The organism is Bacillus sp. JJ1562, assembly GCF_036962705.1.
Classification (GTDB): Bacteria; Bacillota; Bacilli; order Bacillales; family Bacillaceae_L; genus Ferdinandcohnia.
In genome coordinates, this window is record NZ_JBALOQ010000035.1 from 1 (window position 1) to 15,768 (window position 15,768).

Genomic DNA, 15,768 nt, shown 5'->3' on the forward strand with positions numbered 1-15,768 from the left:
TTTGTCGACACTCTGAAAGAACAGTCCCCTAGGACTGTTCTTTGTTTTATAAAGGTAGATCTTGTTCCGTTTTTTGAATTGCACGCTGTTTTTTAGATTTTCTAAAATAAAGTAGCTCATAAATGCATGGAATGACGATTAAGGTTAGAAGTGTAGCCATGGCTAGGCCACCAATAACTACGATTGCTAGACTTTGTGAGACTAGGCTACCAGTTGCGGTTTCCTTGAATAATAACGGCAGCATCGCACAGATTGTGGCGATGGCAGTCATAAATATCGGCCTCATTCTGGTACCTGTTGCTTCAATGAGTGCTTCACGAATCGTCATTTTTTGTTCGTTTTGTTTAACGCGATCGAGAAGAACAATTGCATTTGTGACGACAATTCCGATGAGCATTAGTGCGCCTAAAAGTGCTGTTATATCAACTGATATTCCGCTTATAACGATTCCTAATATAGCCCCAATTGCAGCTAGCGGTAGTGAGAATAGAATAGCAATAGGTGTTTTAATCGACTTAAATGTGATAACCATAATTAAAAATACGATCCCAATTGAAACAAGCATGATGAGAAACAAATCAGTAAAATCTTCTGCTTGTTGTGCGCTAGATCCCCCAACAAAAACTTCTACATTATCTGGAAGCTCCATCGCTTTCTGATCCTTGTTGTCTCCAAATATTTCAAAATTCACCTTACTTGATATCTCAGACAGCTTAGCAGCATCTACAGCAGCTGTGACACGAAGATAGGTTTCTCCATCTTTATGAAACTGGTTTGTTGAACGCTCTTCACTTTGTAAAGAAGCAATAGCTGAAACTGGTACAAGACCACCATCCGTTAAGACTGGAATATTCTTCAGATCATCCGGTGTTTTTGTGTCAATAACAGGTTCTAGAACAACAGGTGTTTGTTTACCATCTAAAGTAACTGTTCCAATCGGTGTTTGATTGATCATCATACCTAATTGCCCAGCTATTTGTTCTGTATTTCCTTTCACAGGATCGACTTTCAAAGAATAAACAGTTTTCTTTTCATCTTGGTTGGTAGTTACTTCTTCAACACCATCAATGTTTTCAACTTTTTCTTTAATATTGTTTGCAACAGTTTCAAGATCTGAAATATTTTCCCCAACTACATCAATTGTTATCGTAGTACTAGCTCCTACCATCATAAATGAAGATGCGAATACTTCTAACTGCGCGTCTGGATATTGATCCTTTTTCTTTTCTACCTCTTTTATAATTTTGTCTGTGCTTTCCTTATCTTTTAACAAAATACTAAAGGTTGCTTCTGTAGGAGAGCCGACTTGGCCGAATTGAGCCGCTTCAGCGGACGAACCCACTTGAGAAAATAAATATTTGACTTCATCCATTTTCTGAATGGAAGATTCAAGTTCGATCGTTTTTTCCTTTACCACCTCAATTGGTGTATCATTCGGATAACTTAGAGTAGCAACAACATAGTCGGCGGAAGAATTGTCGACCGCACCCTTTGGAATGGCAAAGTATGTCCCTATAGAACCGACAAAAAGCAAGAATGAAATAGTGAAAATAATCCACTTATGATTTAATGACCATGTGACCATTTTTGGAAAACGAACAGCTGGTTTATGTTCAGGAAGCTTTGTATTTTTCAACAGACCTGCACTCATTAATGGGACAACAGTCAATGCGACTAATAAGGAAGCTAGCAAGGAATAAGTAACCGTTAATGCGAATGGTAAAAGAAATTCCTGCAGTCCTCCATTTAACAAACTCATTGGCAAGAAAACAGCTACAGTCGTTAATGTTGAGGAAGTAATGGCTACCCCTACTTGTTTTGTAGCGTCAACCACCATTTGGACGGAAAACTTCTCAGTTTGCATTTTGCGAAAAATGTTTTCAATGACAACAATACTGTCATCTACAAGACGTCCAACTGCTACCGCAACTCCGCCTAAAGTTAGAATGTTCAATGTAATTCCAGACCATGATAGCAAGAATAATGTAAAACAAAGGGAAAGCGGGATCGAAACAATCGTAATAAAAGTCGATCTGATATTTCGTAAGAATACCATTATGACAATGGTAGCAAATAAAGCACCGAGAAGGACTTCCTTCATCATTGTTTGTACCGAAGTTTCCACCATATCAGCAGATGATACATAGACAACAGACTCCTGCTGGTCATACTTTTCGTTGATTTCCTTTGTCACTTTTTCTACTTCTTTGCTGACTGTTACAGCATTAGATTGGCTGTCTTTTGTGATGCTTATATCTAAACTATCTTTTCCATTAAAACGGCTAATGAAATTTGCATTTATTGTTTCTTCAATGGTTGCGATGTCTCCAAGCGTAACATCCGGGGCTACATATAACTCTTTTAGTTTTTCCAAACTCGTTAAGTCGCCAATTACCTTAATATTGCTTGATTTTCCGTCAATATTTTTTTCTCCGACTGCTAAGGTTGTGTTTTGACCTTGTAAGACACCCATAACAGCTTGAAGTGAAACTTGATTTTCGGATAATTTTTCATTATCAATTTTTACGGAAACGACGGAGTCTGTAATCCCATACATATCTGCACTGGAGACTCCTTTAATATCCTGGAAAAGGGGCTGGAGTTTTTCCCGTGCAAATGCCATGTTTTCTGCAGTCATACCTTCTTCAAAGGTTACAGCAATGTTTACAATGGGAATCATAGATGTATTAAGCTGTGTAACGATAGGCTTTGATATGGTCGGCGGCAATACGACATTGTTAAGTGCATCCTGTACCTCTTGTTTCGCCTGCTTCATATCTGATCCTGCTTCAAAATATAGGTCAATTTTTGAAAAACCATCCCCTGTTGTGGAGTAGACAGATGTTTTTCCGTTTACTCCATTAACAGATCTTTCCACCGGAATTGTCACTTCTGTTTCCATTGTTTTGGAGTCTGTCCCTTGACCCATTGCAATAATCGTAACTTGTGGATTATCAGCTTCGGGTAAAAACTCCATTGGCAGCCTAAAATAACTTACAACACCGATAATTAATATTAAGATGGTCATTAATGCAACTGCAGCCTTATTGCTAAATGCCCATTTCGTTATGAACGACACTGGTCAGTCACCTCTTTAAATTAATAATTTTCACACGATAGAAAAATTTCTATAAATCCAATTTTTAGTTATTACTAGTATTGTCAAAAAATTATAATTTTTACATTAAATTCACATTTTTCCCTCTTTTCCAATTTAATTTACTTCATTATCATTTTAGAAAATGTGAACTATTTAAGCATTGAGCCGTAGTATTAACTTTTTCTAAGACCTGGGACCTATGGGAATTTTATGTATATTTGGATAAATTATTAAAAATGTGAACTTTTTCACAGAATTTATATGGAAAATAACCTAAAATAGATTTCAATGAAAATTGGGAGGGAATAAAATTGGATAGAAAAAATTCACCTATAGTGTACTCATGCTCAGGCTGTTCATCAGCTGCACAAACTGCCAATGCGATTGCGATAAAAATGGACCGAGAAAATGTAGCGGAAATGTCTTGCATTGCAGGAGTTGGTGGGGATGTAAAACCATTAGTTAAAACAGCAAAATCAGGTCGAGATATCATTGCAATTGATGGTTGTCCTCTTGCATGCTGTAAGCATATTTTAGCAAGACATGAAATTGAACCTAAGCATCATTTTATACTAACCAATTTTGATGTTCCGAAAAAGCAACATCAAGACCCAGACCCTCAACTTACCCAAAATGCATATAATCAGATTTTAGAGCTAACGATTTAATTTTTTAATAAAAAAGAATGGCAGTTAGACTTTTCCATGAAAAGGACTAACTGCTTTTTGTGTTGTCTAAAAACTACCATAAAAGAATTAAGCTTTATATAATGCCATAGTGAAAATAAGAGAAAAGAGAAGGATAGACGTGATAATAGATTCTGTGTACGTTTACATAATGATTTCACAGAACAGTAATAATCCGATATACTATGATTTGTTCACGACGGTCCCGACTTTCATGAGAGTTGAAAGTCATTAAAAATGCGAAGGCGAAAGCCGAAGAATTAATCATAGTAAAAAGAGGTGCTAAATTGAATTTATCGACAATTAAAAATGAATGGGTTGGCAATGTGCGAGGAGATATCCTGGCAGGGATTGTTGTTGCACTTGCACTTATTCCAGAGGCAATCGCCTTTTCACTTATTGCAGGGGTTGACCCGAAGATTGGGTTATACGCTTCCTTTTGTATTGCGGTAACAATCGCTTTTGTCGGGGGAAGACCAGGCATGATTTCTGCAGCTACTGGTGCAACTGCACTATTAATGGTAACTTTGGTTGCTGAACATGGTCTGCAATATTTACTTGCTGCGACGATTTTAACTGGGATTATCCAAATAATCATGGGTGTGTTAAAGCTAGGCAGAGTCATGAAATTTGTTCCACGTTCAGTCATGACAGGCTTCGTGAATGCACTTGCCATTCTTATTTTTGTTGCTCAACTGCCGCATTTTGTAGGTGAATCTTGGGCAATGTATGCAATGGTAGCGGGGGCACTAGCGATTATATATATTTTCCCGCGTTTTACAAAGACTGTTCCATCGCCATTAGTTGCGATTATTATTATGACAGTTATTGCAGTAATAACCAATAGTGGAGTACGTACGATTGGGGATATGGGGGAACTCCCATCAACTTTACCCATCTTTTTACTCCCAGATATTCCATTGAATTTTGAAACATTAAAAATTATTTTTCCATATTCATTATCAATTGCGATTGTTGGATTAGTTGAATCATTACTAACGGCATCGATTGTAGACGATATGACAGATACAGAAAGTGATAAAAATAAAGAAGCACGTGGACAAGGGATTGCGAATATTGTCTCTGGTTTCTTTGGGGCTATGGCTGGTTGTGCGATGATTGGGCAATCTGTAATCAATGTAAAATCAGGTGGACGTGGAAGACTTTCTACATTAGTTGCTGGTGTATTTTTAATGGTATTAATTCTTTTATTACAAGACTTCTTAGTCCTGATTCCAATGGCAGCCCTTGTTGGGGTAATGATTATGGTTTGTATCGGAACATTTGACTGGTCTTCATTACGTAACCTTCATAAGGTTCCGATTACGGATACAATTGTTATGATCGTAACAGTCATTACTGTTCTACAAACTAATGACCTTTCAAAAGGGGTTTTAGTTGGAGTCATTTTAAGTGCAATTTTCTTTGCATCTAAGATTTCAAAAGTAAAGGTCACGAGTCTTTCTGCAAAGGATTCACAAAAGAAAGTGTACCATGTATCAGGACAGTTGTTCTTTGCATCAGTTACTGATTTTGTAAATAGCTTTGATTTCAAAGAAGATGTGAAAGAAATTGATTTAGATCTATCAAATGCTCACCTTTGGGATGACTCAGCGGTTGGGGCAATAGATAAGGTCTTCCTTAAATATCATCAAAATGGAGTTAAAGTAAACATCAAAGGCTTAAATACAGAAAGTAATAAATTGGTGGAGAAACTCGCTGTCTACAAGACGCCAGGAGCTCTTGATAAAGTCGTAAATCAATAAGATTGGGAAACACGCTATTGTTTGGTAGCGTGTTTTTTTCTATGAAAAGGTGAAATAACTGACAAAGGTTGCTTTTAACATGAAGCAACCTTTTTGTTTATGTATTTACGCCAAAGCGTCTTCTTTACCAAAGGTTAGGATAATCTTTCTTATGATTAATCCAATCAAAATCCCTGGAATGACACAAATCATTGGGAAAAAGACTGGCCCAAATGTGATTCCAAAAAAGATTGCTTTTGGTGATACCATTAAACCGACCGTAACACAATAAGCACTGAAGGCAAATGGTAAAAAGGAATAAGGTGCTTTCCCACCGCCAGCTTCTTTAAATGCATCCCACATGGCGAAAAAGTAAAGACAGGGGTAAAACATGAGCCATCCATAATTTGTAGATGTAAGTGCCCGCTCTGTTTCACCTAAGAAGCTAAGCATAATTGCCTCATTAAAATTTGCAAACGAATTGACCACAATCTCTAAAAGAATAAAGGTAAGTCCCTTCACATATTGTTTATTTAATAATTGTCCGAACCCAGGTAATGCAATACTCCAAAAAATACGTTCTACTGCCTTCACATTCGTTTAATCCACCACACTTCAGTTTCTATATACATATCTTCTTTTATTTCCCAGTTAATTATTCATCGACTTTCAAGGAAAAAAAGCACCCGGCGATTCGGGTGCTTCATTTTAAAGGCTACAAATGCTCATTTGGAGGTGCTGGCATACCATGGATGCTGGATTTGTCAAAGGAATTGTTGTCAGGTGTTTTTTCTTGGTCTGGTGCTTCTGCAAATTCATCAATCTGTGCATTCGCTTCTGGCTGAACCTGTTGTGGTTCGACTTCTTGTGAATTAGGGTCAACGTTTTGATTTGTATCATTTTGTTGAAAATCATTTGGTTGAGCCTGGTATTCTTGATATTCGTTTTGAATATTGTTTGGTTGGGTTTGGTGATTTGGATACTCATTTTGTTCGAAATTTGCTGGGCTTGAGCCATCTGGTGGTAGTTGGTTGACATTCGTTTGTTGCTGAAGATTCCCTTGATATTGCTGAACATTACTTGGATTTTGATTTTGGGGTGGCATTCCTTGTTGGCTTGTAGGAGACTCGTTTTGATTTTGTAGTTGCTCAGCAACTTGTGTTATGGCTTCTGCTGGTGTATTTGGAATTTTATCGAAAAATCCTTTCCCTTTATCAGGGTTTGAAATAATACCTAGAGTGGCAAGTAAACCGATGATAGCCGTCACATATGTTTCCCATGTCGTTAAATCTATTTGCATACCTAAGTCTTTAAACACCATATACAAAATCGATGCAAGTGAGACCCATAATCCGTAATTTTTCCATTTCATAAGCCGATCACTCCTTTTAGTAGTCTCTTGAGTATCCTATTCGGTTTTTGAAAAAAACGTGAAAAATTGGGATTAGGTTGTACTTTTAACTAAAAATAGCCCCTATGAAAGGGGCGACAATGGAGAAGCGGATTCATCTTGTAATCTTTCTAAAATTATTCTTTTGCGGTATAACATATTTCCAGTCTCGGTAAGATCCTGAATCATTGAACGGTTTGAGATGGCTCCGAAAATAATACCTGCGATTGGTATCATCTGAAAAAGCTTCTTCCAACCAAATTGATCGCGATATGTATACACAACCTCACGCCATCCTTGGAGTTGCAACATCATTTCGTTTGAAGAATTTCTGCCGTGATAAAAGGCTGAAAGCTCCTTTAGAATCGCTTGCTTTCCAACGACATCTGCAGATGAAAACTGTAAACATTTAATAATAAAGATTCGTTCATTTTTTTCTTTTGGGTCAAATCCATGAATAATGGCTATTTCTTGTAGTGTTTTTAATGACATTCCAAGCAAAGCGGGAATATCGATTGCAAGTGTAAATATTCCACCGATTCCTGTAGTTGCTCCTTGAAGTGTAGCTACCTTTGCCCATTTTTCCGCATGCTCTTGACTGGCTGCAATCATGGATTGAAGCGGAATTTGCTTAATATCTGAGATACTTTCAATCGGAGTATTGGCTTTTTTTTCGACAAGATTTAAGATCGCTTTTTCTTGTACGAGATATTTGCCACCGGTTTGTATATAGCTGCCAATTTCATCGAGGAGTAGACCTATTTTTTCATGGATAAACTTTGGAGTCAGTTTATCAAGAATTTTAAAAGGGATTCGACCAATTCGTTCCCAAAACCATAATCCACCTTGGCTTTTTTCCCAGGCTTCTATCTTTGCTAATTCAGTTTCAAGTATTTGTTTTGATTCCATTTGCATTCCTCTTTCTTTATTAATCCATAATGAGTATTACGTTTGTATGTAAAAATAGTTTCAGAATTTATATCTACAAAGACATGTTTTCCTAGTTAGGAGTGTGCTCAATAGCGTTTGGAAAACCCTCTGCATTCTAAAAACAGGAAAGTGATGTCACTCCAAACGGATTCGAGTACCATCAGCCTCCTAAAAACAGGAAAGTGATATCACTCCAAACGGCTTTGAGCACCATCATCCTCCTAAAAACAGGAAAGTGATGTCGCTCCAAACGGCTTCGAGTACCATCAGCCTCCTAAAAACAGGAAAGTGATGTCACTCCAAACGGATTTGAGTACCATCAGCCTCCTAAAACAGGAAAGTGTTTCGGTCCAAAGTACTCGATCACCGTCAATCACCTATTATTAGGAAACTGATGCCCCTTCAGAACAGTCAATCTAAATCACCAACACAATCCTAATAATAAAATGGTATAATATTCAAACCATGATAAGGGCAGTGATTGTGAATGAATGTATTTTTTGTTATGATCGGTGGATTTCTTGGGGCTACCTGCCGATATTTACTTGGCGAATTAGTACCTGCACCCAATGGTTTTCCGATTGGTACCTTAACTGTTAATTTAATTGGTTGTTTATGTTTAGGATGGTTATTATCTTTTATAGCTAATCAAAAAAATGTGAATCCGAAAATATCTCTGTTGTTTGGTACAGGATTCATTGGATCGTTCACGACATTTTCTACTTTTTCCCTTGAAGTTGTTCATTTACTGGAAGAAGGTAATGTGGGCCTTGCTTTAATATATGTCGTTTTAAGCCTCTTTGCAGGAATCTTGCTTTCTTTTATTGGGTATCGATTGGTCAATATACGAAAATTGGGTGAGGAATCTTGATGATACTAGTGGGAATCGGAGGCGCAGTGGGGGCAGCAAGTAGATACCTTGCGGGAATATGGATTGGCAAGAAGACCGGAACTATATTTCCATATCCAACCTTATTCATCAACATTGCTGGATCCTTTTTATTAGGAATTTTAACTGGAATGAAACTAATCCAGATCCTTCCTGAGTGGTGTTGGTTACTGTTAGGAGTAGGCTTTTGTGGTGCCTTCACTACTTTCTCAACTTTTGGTTATGAAGCCATTCAATTATTTCTATCTAAGCAATCTGACAAAGCATACCTATACATAGCGGCATCGACCATTATATGTACCCTTTCTGCTTTTATAGGAATCCTCATTATAACGTAAAAAAGCCAGGTGAACGTTATGAGCACCTGGTTTTCGTATGATTACAATTATTTTTTTAATACGTCATGGTCAACATAACGTTCGCCATTCATTTCACTGATTACATTAATTGCAACCTTAGCGCCGTCACCAGCAGTAATAATTGTGTGAACACTCACACCTGCACATGTACCAGCAGCCCAAATGCCATCAACATTCGATTTACCAGATGCATCAACATCAAGAACTGTTTTAATACGTGGCTCAGTACCTTCTTTAGTCGCAACTCCTGCAGCAGCAGCAACATCAGTTAAAGCTCCTGTTGCAAAGATTACGTATTTTCCTTCGTACTCACCGTTATCAGTTACAACCTTAAAACCGTTCTCAGTTTTTTCAACGGAAGTAACCGCTTGTTGAACAACTTCAGTACCAAATTTTGCTGCTTGTTTTTGTCCAATTTCCACTAACTCTGGACCTTCAATTTCCATAACGCCATAATGGTTTTCAACCCACGCGCGTTTAGTCATCCCTTTATCACTATCTAAAAGTAATGTTTTCTTCCCAGCTTTTGCAGTAAATAAAGCAGCACTTGCACCCGCAGGACCAGCACCGATAATCACAACATCAAACATTGTCCAATCACTCCTTATGTAAAATAGTTTTTCACAGATAATTATACCCGTTTACATCATGCCAATCTATTTTTCTGCTTAAAAAAGTAGGGTAAAAAGGGAGAACCTTTTTACCTTACATGGTTTCTGATGTTTGGTTATAGGTTTGTTTTGTATTTGAAACAATTTTATTTTTACGATCATGTAGAAAATAATAAAGCACAATTCCGAATAACACATAAAAAGCACTAAAGAAATAAAACGTTCCAAGCCCGATTTTCGCGCTTAGAAGGCCGACAATGGTTGACCCTAAACCGATTCCAGTGTCATAGATAGATAAGAATGTAGCTGTTGCTGTACCTCTACGTCTTGGCGCTGCAGCTTGAACAGCAATCGTTTGGAAGCTTGGAAATAATGTTCCCCAGCCTAAACCGATTAAGGCAGCAGCTAATAAAAACATAAAGGATGTTGATGAAAATCCAAGGAACAGCATTCCGATCGCAAACACCACGATCGATGGATATACAATTTTATTTGCTCCATATTGGTCAAACCATTTTCCAGTGAAAGGTCTGGATACGAGAAGTACGACTGCATATACCATGAAAAAGAAGCTCGAAACCTCTAATAATCCAATTTCCTGTGCGTAAACAGAAACGAAGGATAGGAGTGACGAGTAAACAATCCCTAATAGTCCACCGACAATTGAGATTTTTATCGCAGGAACCTCAAAGAGATTCGCAAAAGATAATTTTGTTTTCACAGCTTGATGTGTTGGTTTTTCTTGTGTAATTGCTGGAACTTTTACGAAATAGCCTGTCAGTAATGCGAGGATAGCACAAATCGCACCTACGATAAACACACTATCCATTCCAGCTTGATTCATAAGGGTTAAGCCTAAAAATGGGCCAATTACCATGGCTAGGTTGTTAGACATGATAAAGTATCCCATACCTTCACCTTTACGTGTATCAGGTATGATGTCTGCCACGATTCCTCCAGCAGCTGTTGTTGCCATACCGAATCCAATTCCATGAATCAAACGTAAGAGTAAAACGGAATAAATAGAAGGAGTGAAAAAATAGAAAAGCGATGAGATCATGAAAATAAGTAAGGAAAGGGAAAGGACTTTCTTTCTTCCAATGGTATTTAGCCATTGTCCCGCAAATGGACGGATGATGATTGCGGAGAATAAAAATACTGTAACCATGAGTCCTGCTTCTAATTCATTTCCACCTAAATCATTTAATGTGAATACGGGTAATGTAACCAATAAATAATAAAACGTTAAAAAAACAAAGAAATTACTTAAAGAAAGATTGAGAAAATCTTTCGTCCAAAGCTTTTGTTTCCCCATAATGACTCCTCCTGTTGTTATTTGGTAATTTGTTGGAACCAATGGTTTAAAAGCCCATTGAGCTGGTCCTGCAATTCTTTTGGAAAATTCTCTACTAGCCTTTGATTCATGTCAATCATAGCTTGTTCCCAATTTGGATACTCAGCTAACGCTTTTTCCGTCAATTCAATTTGTTTTGTACGCTTGTCGTTTCCTTGTACTTGTTTTACAAGCCCGAGCTTAACAAGCTTTTGAATGTTTCTTGTCATAGGCGGCGCTTCAACAGTTAAATAGTCACATAGCTCAGATTGTGTTGATGTCCCTTTAGTTTTTAAAACAAATAAAACGGACCATTGTGCACTAAATAGTCCGAAGGGTTCCAATGTTTCATTCACATGTTTTGTAAGCTGACGAGATAACTGATGCACTGCGTGAAAAAGGTTGTGACCTGTTTGCATAAAATCACCTCAATGCATATTTCTTCACAAATTAGTTACCTAGGTAACTATATCATCTTTTACGATTAAAAGGCAAGTGGAAGGATTATAAACAATTTTACGCTATTGGGATAATTCACTTACATAAATCAAAAACTAGTCGTAACGAATGAAATAGGGGGACTTTTAAGTGATATCTAAAGAAATTCTTTCCATTTTACAAGAGAAAATTCAGCTTATTGAAAGAGGAGATAAAGCTCTATATTTAGTTGGGCCGATCAAGCTCCCAGTAAATTTAGATGGAGAGACTGTCCTTTTCAACTGGTATTGCTGGCTTCTTTGTGATGAAGTGACAATTGACGCTAATCGAATTATTGAAAAGCTTTCATCTACAAACCTAGCTGAAAGGCAGCAATCAAGTGTTTTAGTATATGGAGATTTCGAAAATGCGGATGAAGCATTAATTCGGATGCACAGTATTTGTCACACAGGTGATATTTTTGGAAGTAAACGTTGTGATTGTGGATACCAACTAAAGCAATCGATGAGAATCATTGTAGACCATGGGGCTGGGGCATTATTTTACTTAGCTAATCATGAGGGACGTGGGATTGGATTATTCAGTAAAGCAATGGCCTATATCCTTCAGGAAAATGGCTTAGATACAGTTGAAGCGAATATTCAACTTGGGTTTAAGGATGATGCCAGAAATTATGATGATGCAATTCGCGTTTTAAAAACATTACGGACTAAGTCTGTTTCATTAATAACGAATAATCCGAAAAAAATGAACGCCTTAAAGGATTCCGGTATGAATGTTTCTGAGCGGATGCCAATCTGGGGGGATGTATCTGATTTTAATCGAAAATATTTGAGGACAAAAATAGAAAAAGCCGGACACTTAGTCGAAATGGCTCAAGACGAACAACCTTTCTAAAAAAATTGGAAATAGCGAACCTGTAGAAGCGTCAAAGAGGTTCGCTTTTGTATAAAATTAGGGGGTAGAGAACCAGTAAATGTGAAAAAGATGTACGCAATTGTATAAAATTAGGAGACAGTGAACCAGTAAATATGAAAAAAAAGTTCTTAATCGTAAAAAACAGGTAAGTCCAATCCGGTAACTACTACCTAAAAGTAGTCACCAATGTGATTTAAACTAGATAGAACGCCTTGCACCTTTAATCATATGGATAATTATCTCCCTCTGTATTCCGAAACGGAGGAAGAAACTGAATCACAATGACCACAGGTAACAAATAGCCAATCAATGCTTCAGCAATTGCTACGGCCCTTGAAACCCCAAATGGAGTCACATCACCGTACCCAACCGATAAAAGTGTAATCGCACTAAAATACAAGGATCGGGTCACGACATCAAGTGGTTGCTCTTGATGAAAATCTGACGCGTAATGGTCACGTACAGCTCCAAGATCAAGTAAGTCCAACAAAATATATAGAATGGCAAAAGTTAATAATGTATTAAGATACACTACAATAAAGATCAACGCTCGATACAGAGTCTTCCGGCGATGAATGAATGACTTCATCATATTCACATCCTTACACCCAGCCTTTCTATATGTATATTAAGAAATCAGTAGAATAGACTAGCCTCCATAAACGCCTTTTCTCAAAAATAAAACCCGGCAAACTTAGCCGGGTTGGGTATAATACGTTATTTCTTCTCTTCAAGATAGTAACTCAATTCATGTAAAAATGCCTCTTTGTCATCGACTGTTACATAAAGTTTTGTCATTTCTTTTTTTATACCAAATGGGAGATTGGCTAGAACTGGTTCCGCTAATTCAATTTCGAATTGTGGATCCTCTTCAAAAAGGTTTGGTAAGGTGATTGCAAAGCTCTGTTTTTCTCGAGCTCTTTCCTTTTTACCTGTAGTGGTTGGTTGAATTGATTTAATTGTCTTTAAATCAACCACAATTTCCCGTCTAATCCCAACCTGTGCAAAAAGCTTATCATCTTTTATGACAATCGGTGAAAGTCGTACAGCGTGGTAGTCTGCGATAATCCAAAGCAATGCATATAAATCCAATGCTGTAAAAATCCAAGCAGCAGTCGGACTCCAGAAATGAGCGATTAAAAAGTGGACCCCAATTACCTCTATGACCATTGCATGGACGAGCATGATAAAAAGACCGAAATAGCCGGAATTTATGTGGAACGTAAATGAACGAATCTGATTTCTTTCCTTCCATTTTTTCTTCCACGAAAAGAAGCCATAATAGAAGATAGAAAAATCATATACGAGAATATCGACTACCTTTCTAGTTCCAAACGTCTTATTCATTGCAGTACGCAATGTTTGAGGGTAAAAATAATCGATTTCTTTTTGTTTTTTATAATTTTGAGATAGTGTAGGAATTTTACGTAATAACAGGGCCAACAGAAACAGCTCAATACCAATAAAGAGACCCTCAAGTCCAAATATCCCGTATTTTACATATTCAAAGATAACTAAATTATGATGTGGAACAATGAAGTAAGCAAACCAAAAGCCACCAATAACAACGGGAAGAAGTGTAATCAAAGAAAGGCGGTTTCGTATCACAAATAAATAAAAAAAGAGGGGTAAGACAATTGTCAAATCAAACAAGGTAGCGAGTATCAATGTATCTGTAACAGGCTCAAATGGTTGAATAGTCATCACGGTATAATTGGAACCGAGAATTAAAAGGGCAAGGATCATAAAAATATAAATGGACCTGTTCTTTTTTTGAGTATACGCCATTATAAATCCTCCTTAATGTTATTCGTTATCATCTGAGGTTGTAATAATCGTATGAAGTTTTCTTACTATAGTTTGGAATTGAATCATTTCTTCTTCTGTGAGCTTTGAGTAATATTTCTCCATAATTTTTTGATCAATTTTATCGCTTTCCCCATATAGTTCTATTCCTTTGGAACCGAGAGAGATGAGAATTTCACGCCGATTGTCTGGGTTAATTTCTCTTTTAATGTAATGGTCATTTTCTAATTTGTTTAGCAATTGACTTACAGCACTTGCTGATATATTCATAAGTTGAGCTAATTCATTTACTGTAATGGTTCCTGCTTGATGAACATGATGAAGAACGATGGATTGTTTGGTGGTGATGTCATAGTGAAAAATAGATTCAAATTCCTTAAGGAGTAGAGAGTTAACCTCATCCAGTAGATTAAAGGTGTCCTTCATATATGCTTTGATATCCATGGTTAATCCTCCTTTAAAATTAATACTCATAAACATTTAAGTAACCTTAAATATATTATAAACTTAAACGTTTTTTTTGACAATAAAAAAAGGTAGCTTTTGCCACCTTTTAGAAAAATATGTTAAGAATTTGGTAAATTATCGCCGCTAAAGCAGCTGAAATGGGTAATGTAATAATCCATGTTAGGACAATTTTTCGTGCAACTCCCCATTTAACTCCTTTTACACGTTGGGCTGAACCAACACCCATAATCGCAGATGATATAACATGGGTTGTACTAACTGGTAAGTGAATATAGGTAGCACCAAAAATAATCAGAGCAGAAGAGAGGTCTGCGGCGGCCCCATTGATTGGACGAATTTTCATTATTTTACCGCCGACTGTTTTTATAATCTTCCAGCCACCAACCGATGTACCGATCCCCATTGCCGTTGCTGCAGAAATTCTCACCCATAATGGAATATCGGTTGAGGTAGTAAATCCACCTGCAATTAATGCCATTGTCATAATCCCCATCGCCTTTTGGGCATCATTTGTACCATGGGTAAATGCCTGAAGGGATGCTGTAAATATTTGAAAGATCCTGAAACCTTTATTTGTTTTATAAAGATTTGTGCTTCGAAAAATGACTTTAAAAAGGCTCATCATGAGAAACCCAATCGCTAATGCAATAAAAGGTGAAAGTAAGAGCGCTTGCAAAATCTTTAAAAAGCCACTGTAATTCAGGATTCCAAACCCTGCAGCGGAAATTGCAGCACCTGCAATGGAACCAATTAAGGCATGTGAGGAACTACTTGGAATCCCATAGTACCATGTTATTAAATTCCATGCGATAGCAGCAATTAAGGCAGCCAATATTGCGATAGATCCATTTTCAATCGCGAAAGGATCAACAATATCTTTTGTGATTGTTTTGGCAACTCCAGTAAACGTAATGGCACCGATAAAGTTCATTGAAGCAGCAAGGACAATGGCAACTTTTGGCGAAAGTGCCTTAGTTGATACACTAGTCGCAATCGCATTAGCTGTGTCATGAAAGCCGTTGATGAAGTCAAATGCTAATGCAAAGATAATAATTAAAACTGTTAGTAATAGTAAAGTATCCATTAATTAAGATT

The 15,768-nt window shown here is 37.1% G+C and carries 16 protein-coding genes; 5 read left to right on the forward strand and 11 right to left on the reverse strand.

The annotated features are described in order from the left end of the window. Positions 1-46: 46 nt before the first annotated feature. The gene (locus V7097_RS19290; protein WP_335705275.1) at positions 47-3,079 is read right to left on the reverse strand and encodes an efflux RND transporter permease subunit; all 3,033 of its coding nucleotides are present in this window, start codon (positions 3,077-3,079) and stop codon (positions 47-49) included. A gap of 332 nt (positions 3,080-3,411) precedes the next feature. On the opposite strand from V7097_RS19290, the gene V7097_RS19295 reads away from it, so the two are divergent. Next, complete coding sequence (locus tag V7097_RS19295) at positions 3,412-3,768, forward strand: putative zinc-binding protein (RefSeq protein ID WP_335705276.1); 357 nt, start codon at positions 3,412-3,414, stop codon at positions 3,766-3,768. A gap of 305 nt (positions 3,769-4,073) precedes the next feature. Next, positions 4,074-5,552 carry a SulP family inorganic anion transporter gene (locus V7097_RS19300; RefSeq protein WP_335705277.1) on the forward strand — a complete coding sequence of 493 codons (1,479 nt, stop codon included), beginning with the start codon at positions 4,074-4,076 and terminating at the stop codon, positions 5,550-5,552. 105 nt (positions 5,553-5,657) lie between these two features. On the opposite strand, the gene V7097_RS19305 is transcribed toward V7097_RS19300, so the two are convergent. From V7097_RS19305 to V7097_RS19315, 3 genes are all read right to left on the reverse strand, one after another. Next, positions 5,658-6,125: a hypothetical protein gene (locus V7097_RS19305; RefSeq protein ID WP_335705278.1), complete on the reverse strand. Its 468-nt coding sequence runs from the start codon at positions 6,123-6,125 to the stop codon at positions 5,658-5,660. Between the two features lie 121 nt (positions 6,126-6,246). Beyond that, on the reverse strand, positions 6,247-6,903 hold the full coding sequence (locus V7097_RS19310; protein ID WP_335705279.1) for a hypothetical protein: 657 nt from the start codon (positions 6,901-6,903) through the stop codon (positions 6,247-6,249). Positions 6,904-7,005: 102 nt separating this feature from the next. Then, complete coding sequence (locus V7097_RS19315) at positions 7,006-7,830, reverse strand: EcsC family protein (protein ID WP_335705280.1); 825 nt, start codon at positions 7,828-7,830, stop codon at positions 7,006-7,008. A 508-nt stretch (positions 7,831-8,338) separates the two neighbouring features. On the opposite strand from V7097_RS19315, the gene crcB (V7097_RS19320) reads away from it, so the two are divergent. Both crcB (V7097_RS19320) and crcB (V7097_RS19325) read left to right on the forward strand, forming a co-directional pair. Beyond that, positions 8,339-8,722, forward strand: a complete 384-nt coding sequence (crcB, locus tag V7097_RS19320) for a fluoride efflux transporter CrcB (RefSeq protein ID WP_335705281.1) — start codon at positions 8,339-8,341, stop codon at positions 8,720-8,722. Continuing rightward, the gene (gene crcB, locus V7097_RS19325; protein WP_335705362.1) at positions 8,722-9,078 is read left to right on the forward strand and encodes a fluoride efflux transporter CrcB; all 357 of its coding nucleotides are present in this window, start codon (positions 8,722-8,724) and stop codon (positions 9,076-9,078) included. The genes crcB (V7097_RS19320) and crcB (V7097_RS19325) overlap by 1 nt, the downstream gene beginning before the upstream one ends. A 47-nt stretch (positions 9,079-9,125) precedes the next feature. Here the strand turns inward: crcB (V7097_RS19325) and V7097_RS19330 are convergent, their stop codons facing one another. The 3 genes from V7097_RS19330 to V7097_RS19340 form a co-directional block, all read right to left on the reverse strand. After that, on the reverse strand, positions 9,126-9,689 hold the full coding sequence (locus V7097_RS19330; protein ID WP_335705282.1) for an FAD-dependent oxidoreductase: 564 nt from the start codon (positions 9,687-9,689) through the stop codon (positions 9,126-9,128). Between the two features lie 115 nt (positions 9,690-9,804). Next, positions 9,805-11,025, reverse strand: a complete 1,221-nt coding sequence (locus V7097_RS19335; protein WP_335705283.1) for an MFS transporter — start codon at positions 11,023-11,025, stop codon at positions 9,805-9,807. 17 nt (positions 11,026-11,042) lie between these two features. Beyond that, positions 11,043-11,462 carry a MarR family winged helix-turn-helix transcriptional regulator gene (locus V7097_RS19340; protein WP_335705284.1) on the reverse strand — a complete coding sequence of 140 codons (420 nt, stop codon included), beginning with the start codon at positions 11,460-11,462 and terminating at the stop codon, positions 11,043-11,045. 169 nt (positions 11,463-11,631) lie between these two features. Between V7097_RS19340 and V7097_RS19345 the strand changes: the two genes are divergently transcribed. Then, positions 11,632-12,378 carry a GTP cyclohydrolase II gene (locus V7097_RS19345; protein WP_335705285.1) on the forward strand — a complete coding sequence of 249 codons (747 nt, stop codon included), beginning with the start codon at positions 11,632-11,634 and terminating at the stop codon, positions 12,376-12,378. A gap of 241 nt (positions 12,379-12,619) precedes the next feature. Here the strand turns inward: V7097_RS19345 and V7097_RS19350 are convergent, their stop codons facing one another. The 4 genes from V7097_RS19350 to V7097_RS19365 all read right to left on the reverse strand — a co-directional run bounded on the left by V7097_RS19350 (position 12,620) and on the right by V7097_RS19365 (position 15,757). Next, complete coding sequence (locus V7097_RS19350; protein WP_335705286.1) at positions 12,620-12,988, reverse strand: potassium channel family protein; 369 nt, start codon at positions 12,986-12,988, stop codon at positions 12,620-12,622. A gap of 128 nt (positions 12,989-13,116) precedes the next feature. Then, complete coding sequence (locus V7097_RS19355; protein ID WP_335705287.1) at positions 13,117-14,187, reverse strand: hypothetical protein; 1,071 nt, start codon at positions 14,185-14,187, stop codon at positions 13,117-13,119. An 18-nt stretch (positions 14,188-14,205) separates the two neighbouring features. Next, the gene (locus V7097_RS19360; protein WP_335705288.1) at positions 14,206-14,649 is read right to left on the reverse strand and encodes a MarR family winged helix-turn-helix transcriptional regulator; all 444 of its coding nucleotides are present in this window, start codon (positions 14,647-14,649) and stop codon (positions 14,206-14,208) included. 109 nt (positions 14,650-14,758) lie between these two features. Then, on the reverse strand, positions 14,759-15,757 hold the full coding sequence (locus V7097_RS19365) for an inorganic phosphate transporter (protein ID WP_335705289.1): 999 nt from the start codon (positions 15,755-15,757) through the stop codon (positions 14,759-14,761). Positions 15,758-15,768: the final 11 nt, after the last annotated feature.

Excerpts from the sequence above, each read along its gene's own strand:
- V7097_RS19310 (WP_335705279.1), bottom strand. The coding sequence starts at position 6,903 with ATGAAATGGAAAAATTACGGATTATGGGTCTCACTTGCATCGATTTTG.
- V7097_RS19315 (WP_335705280.1), bottom strand. The coding sequence starts at position 7,830 with ATGGAATCAAAACAAATACTTGAAACTGAATTAGCAAAGATAGAAGCC.
- crcB (WP_335705281.1), top strand. The coding sequence starts at position 8,339 with ATGAATGTATTTTTTGTTATGATCGGTGGATTTCTTGGGGCTACCTGC.
- crcB (WP_335705362.1), top strand. The coding sequence starts at position 8,722 with ATGATACTAGTGGGAATCGGAGGCGCAGTGGGGGCAGCAAGTAGATAC.
- V7097_RS19330 (WP_335705282.1), bottom strand. The coding sequence starts at position 9,689 with ATGTTTGATGTTGTGATTATCGGTGCTGGTCCTGCGGGTGCAAGTGCT.
- V7097_RS19335 (WP_335705283.1), bottom strand. The coding sequence starts at position 11,025 with ATGGGGAAACAAAAGCTTTGGACGAAAGATTTTCTCAATCTTTCTTTA.
- V7097_RS19340 (WP_335705284.1), bottom strand. The coding sequence starts at position 11,462 with ATGCAAACAGGTCACAACCTTTTTCACGCAGTGCATCAGTTATCTCGT.
- V7097_RS19350 (WP_335705286.1), bottom strand. The coding sequence starts at position 12,988 with ATGAAGTCATTCATTCATCGCCGGAAGACTCTGTATCGAGCGTTGATC.
- V7097_RS19355 (WP_335705287.1), bottom strand. The coding sequence starts at position 14,187 with ATGGCGTATACTCAAAAAAAGAACAGGTCCATTTATATTTTTATGATC.
- V7097_RS19360 (WP_335705288.1), bottom strand. The coding sequence starts at position 14,649 with ATGGATATCAAAGCATATATGAAGGACACCTTTAATCTACTGGATGAG.
- V7097_RS19365 (WP_335705289.1), bottom strand. The coding sequence starts at position 15,757 with ATGGATACTTTACTATTACTAACAGTTTTAATTATTATCTTTGCATTA.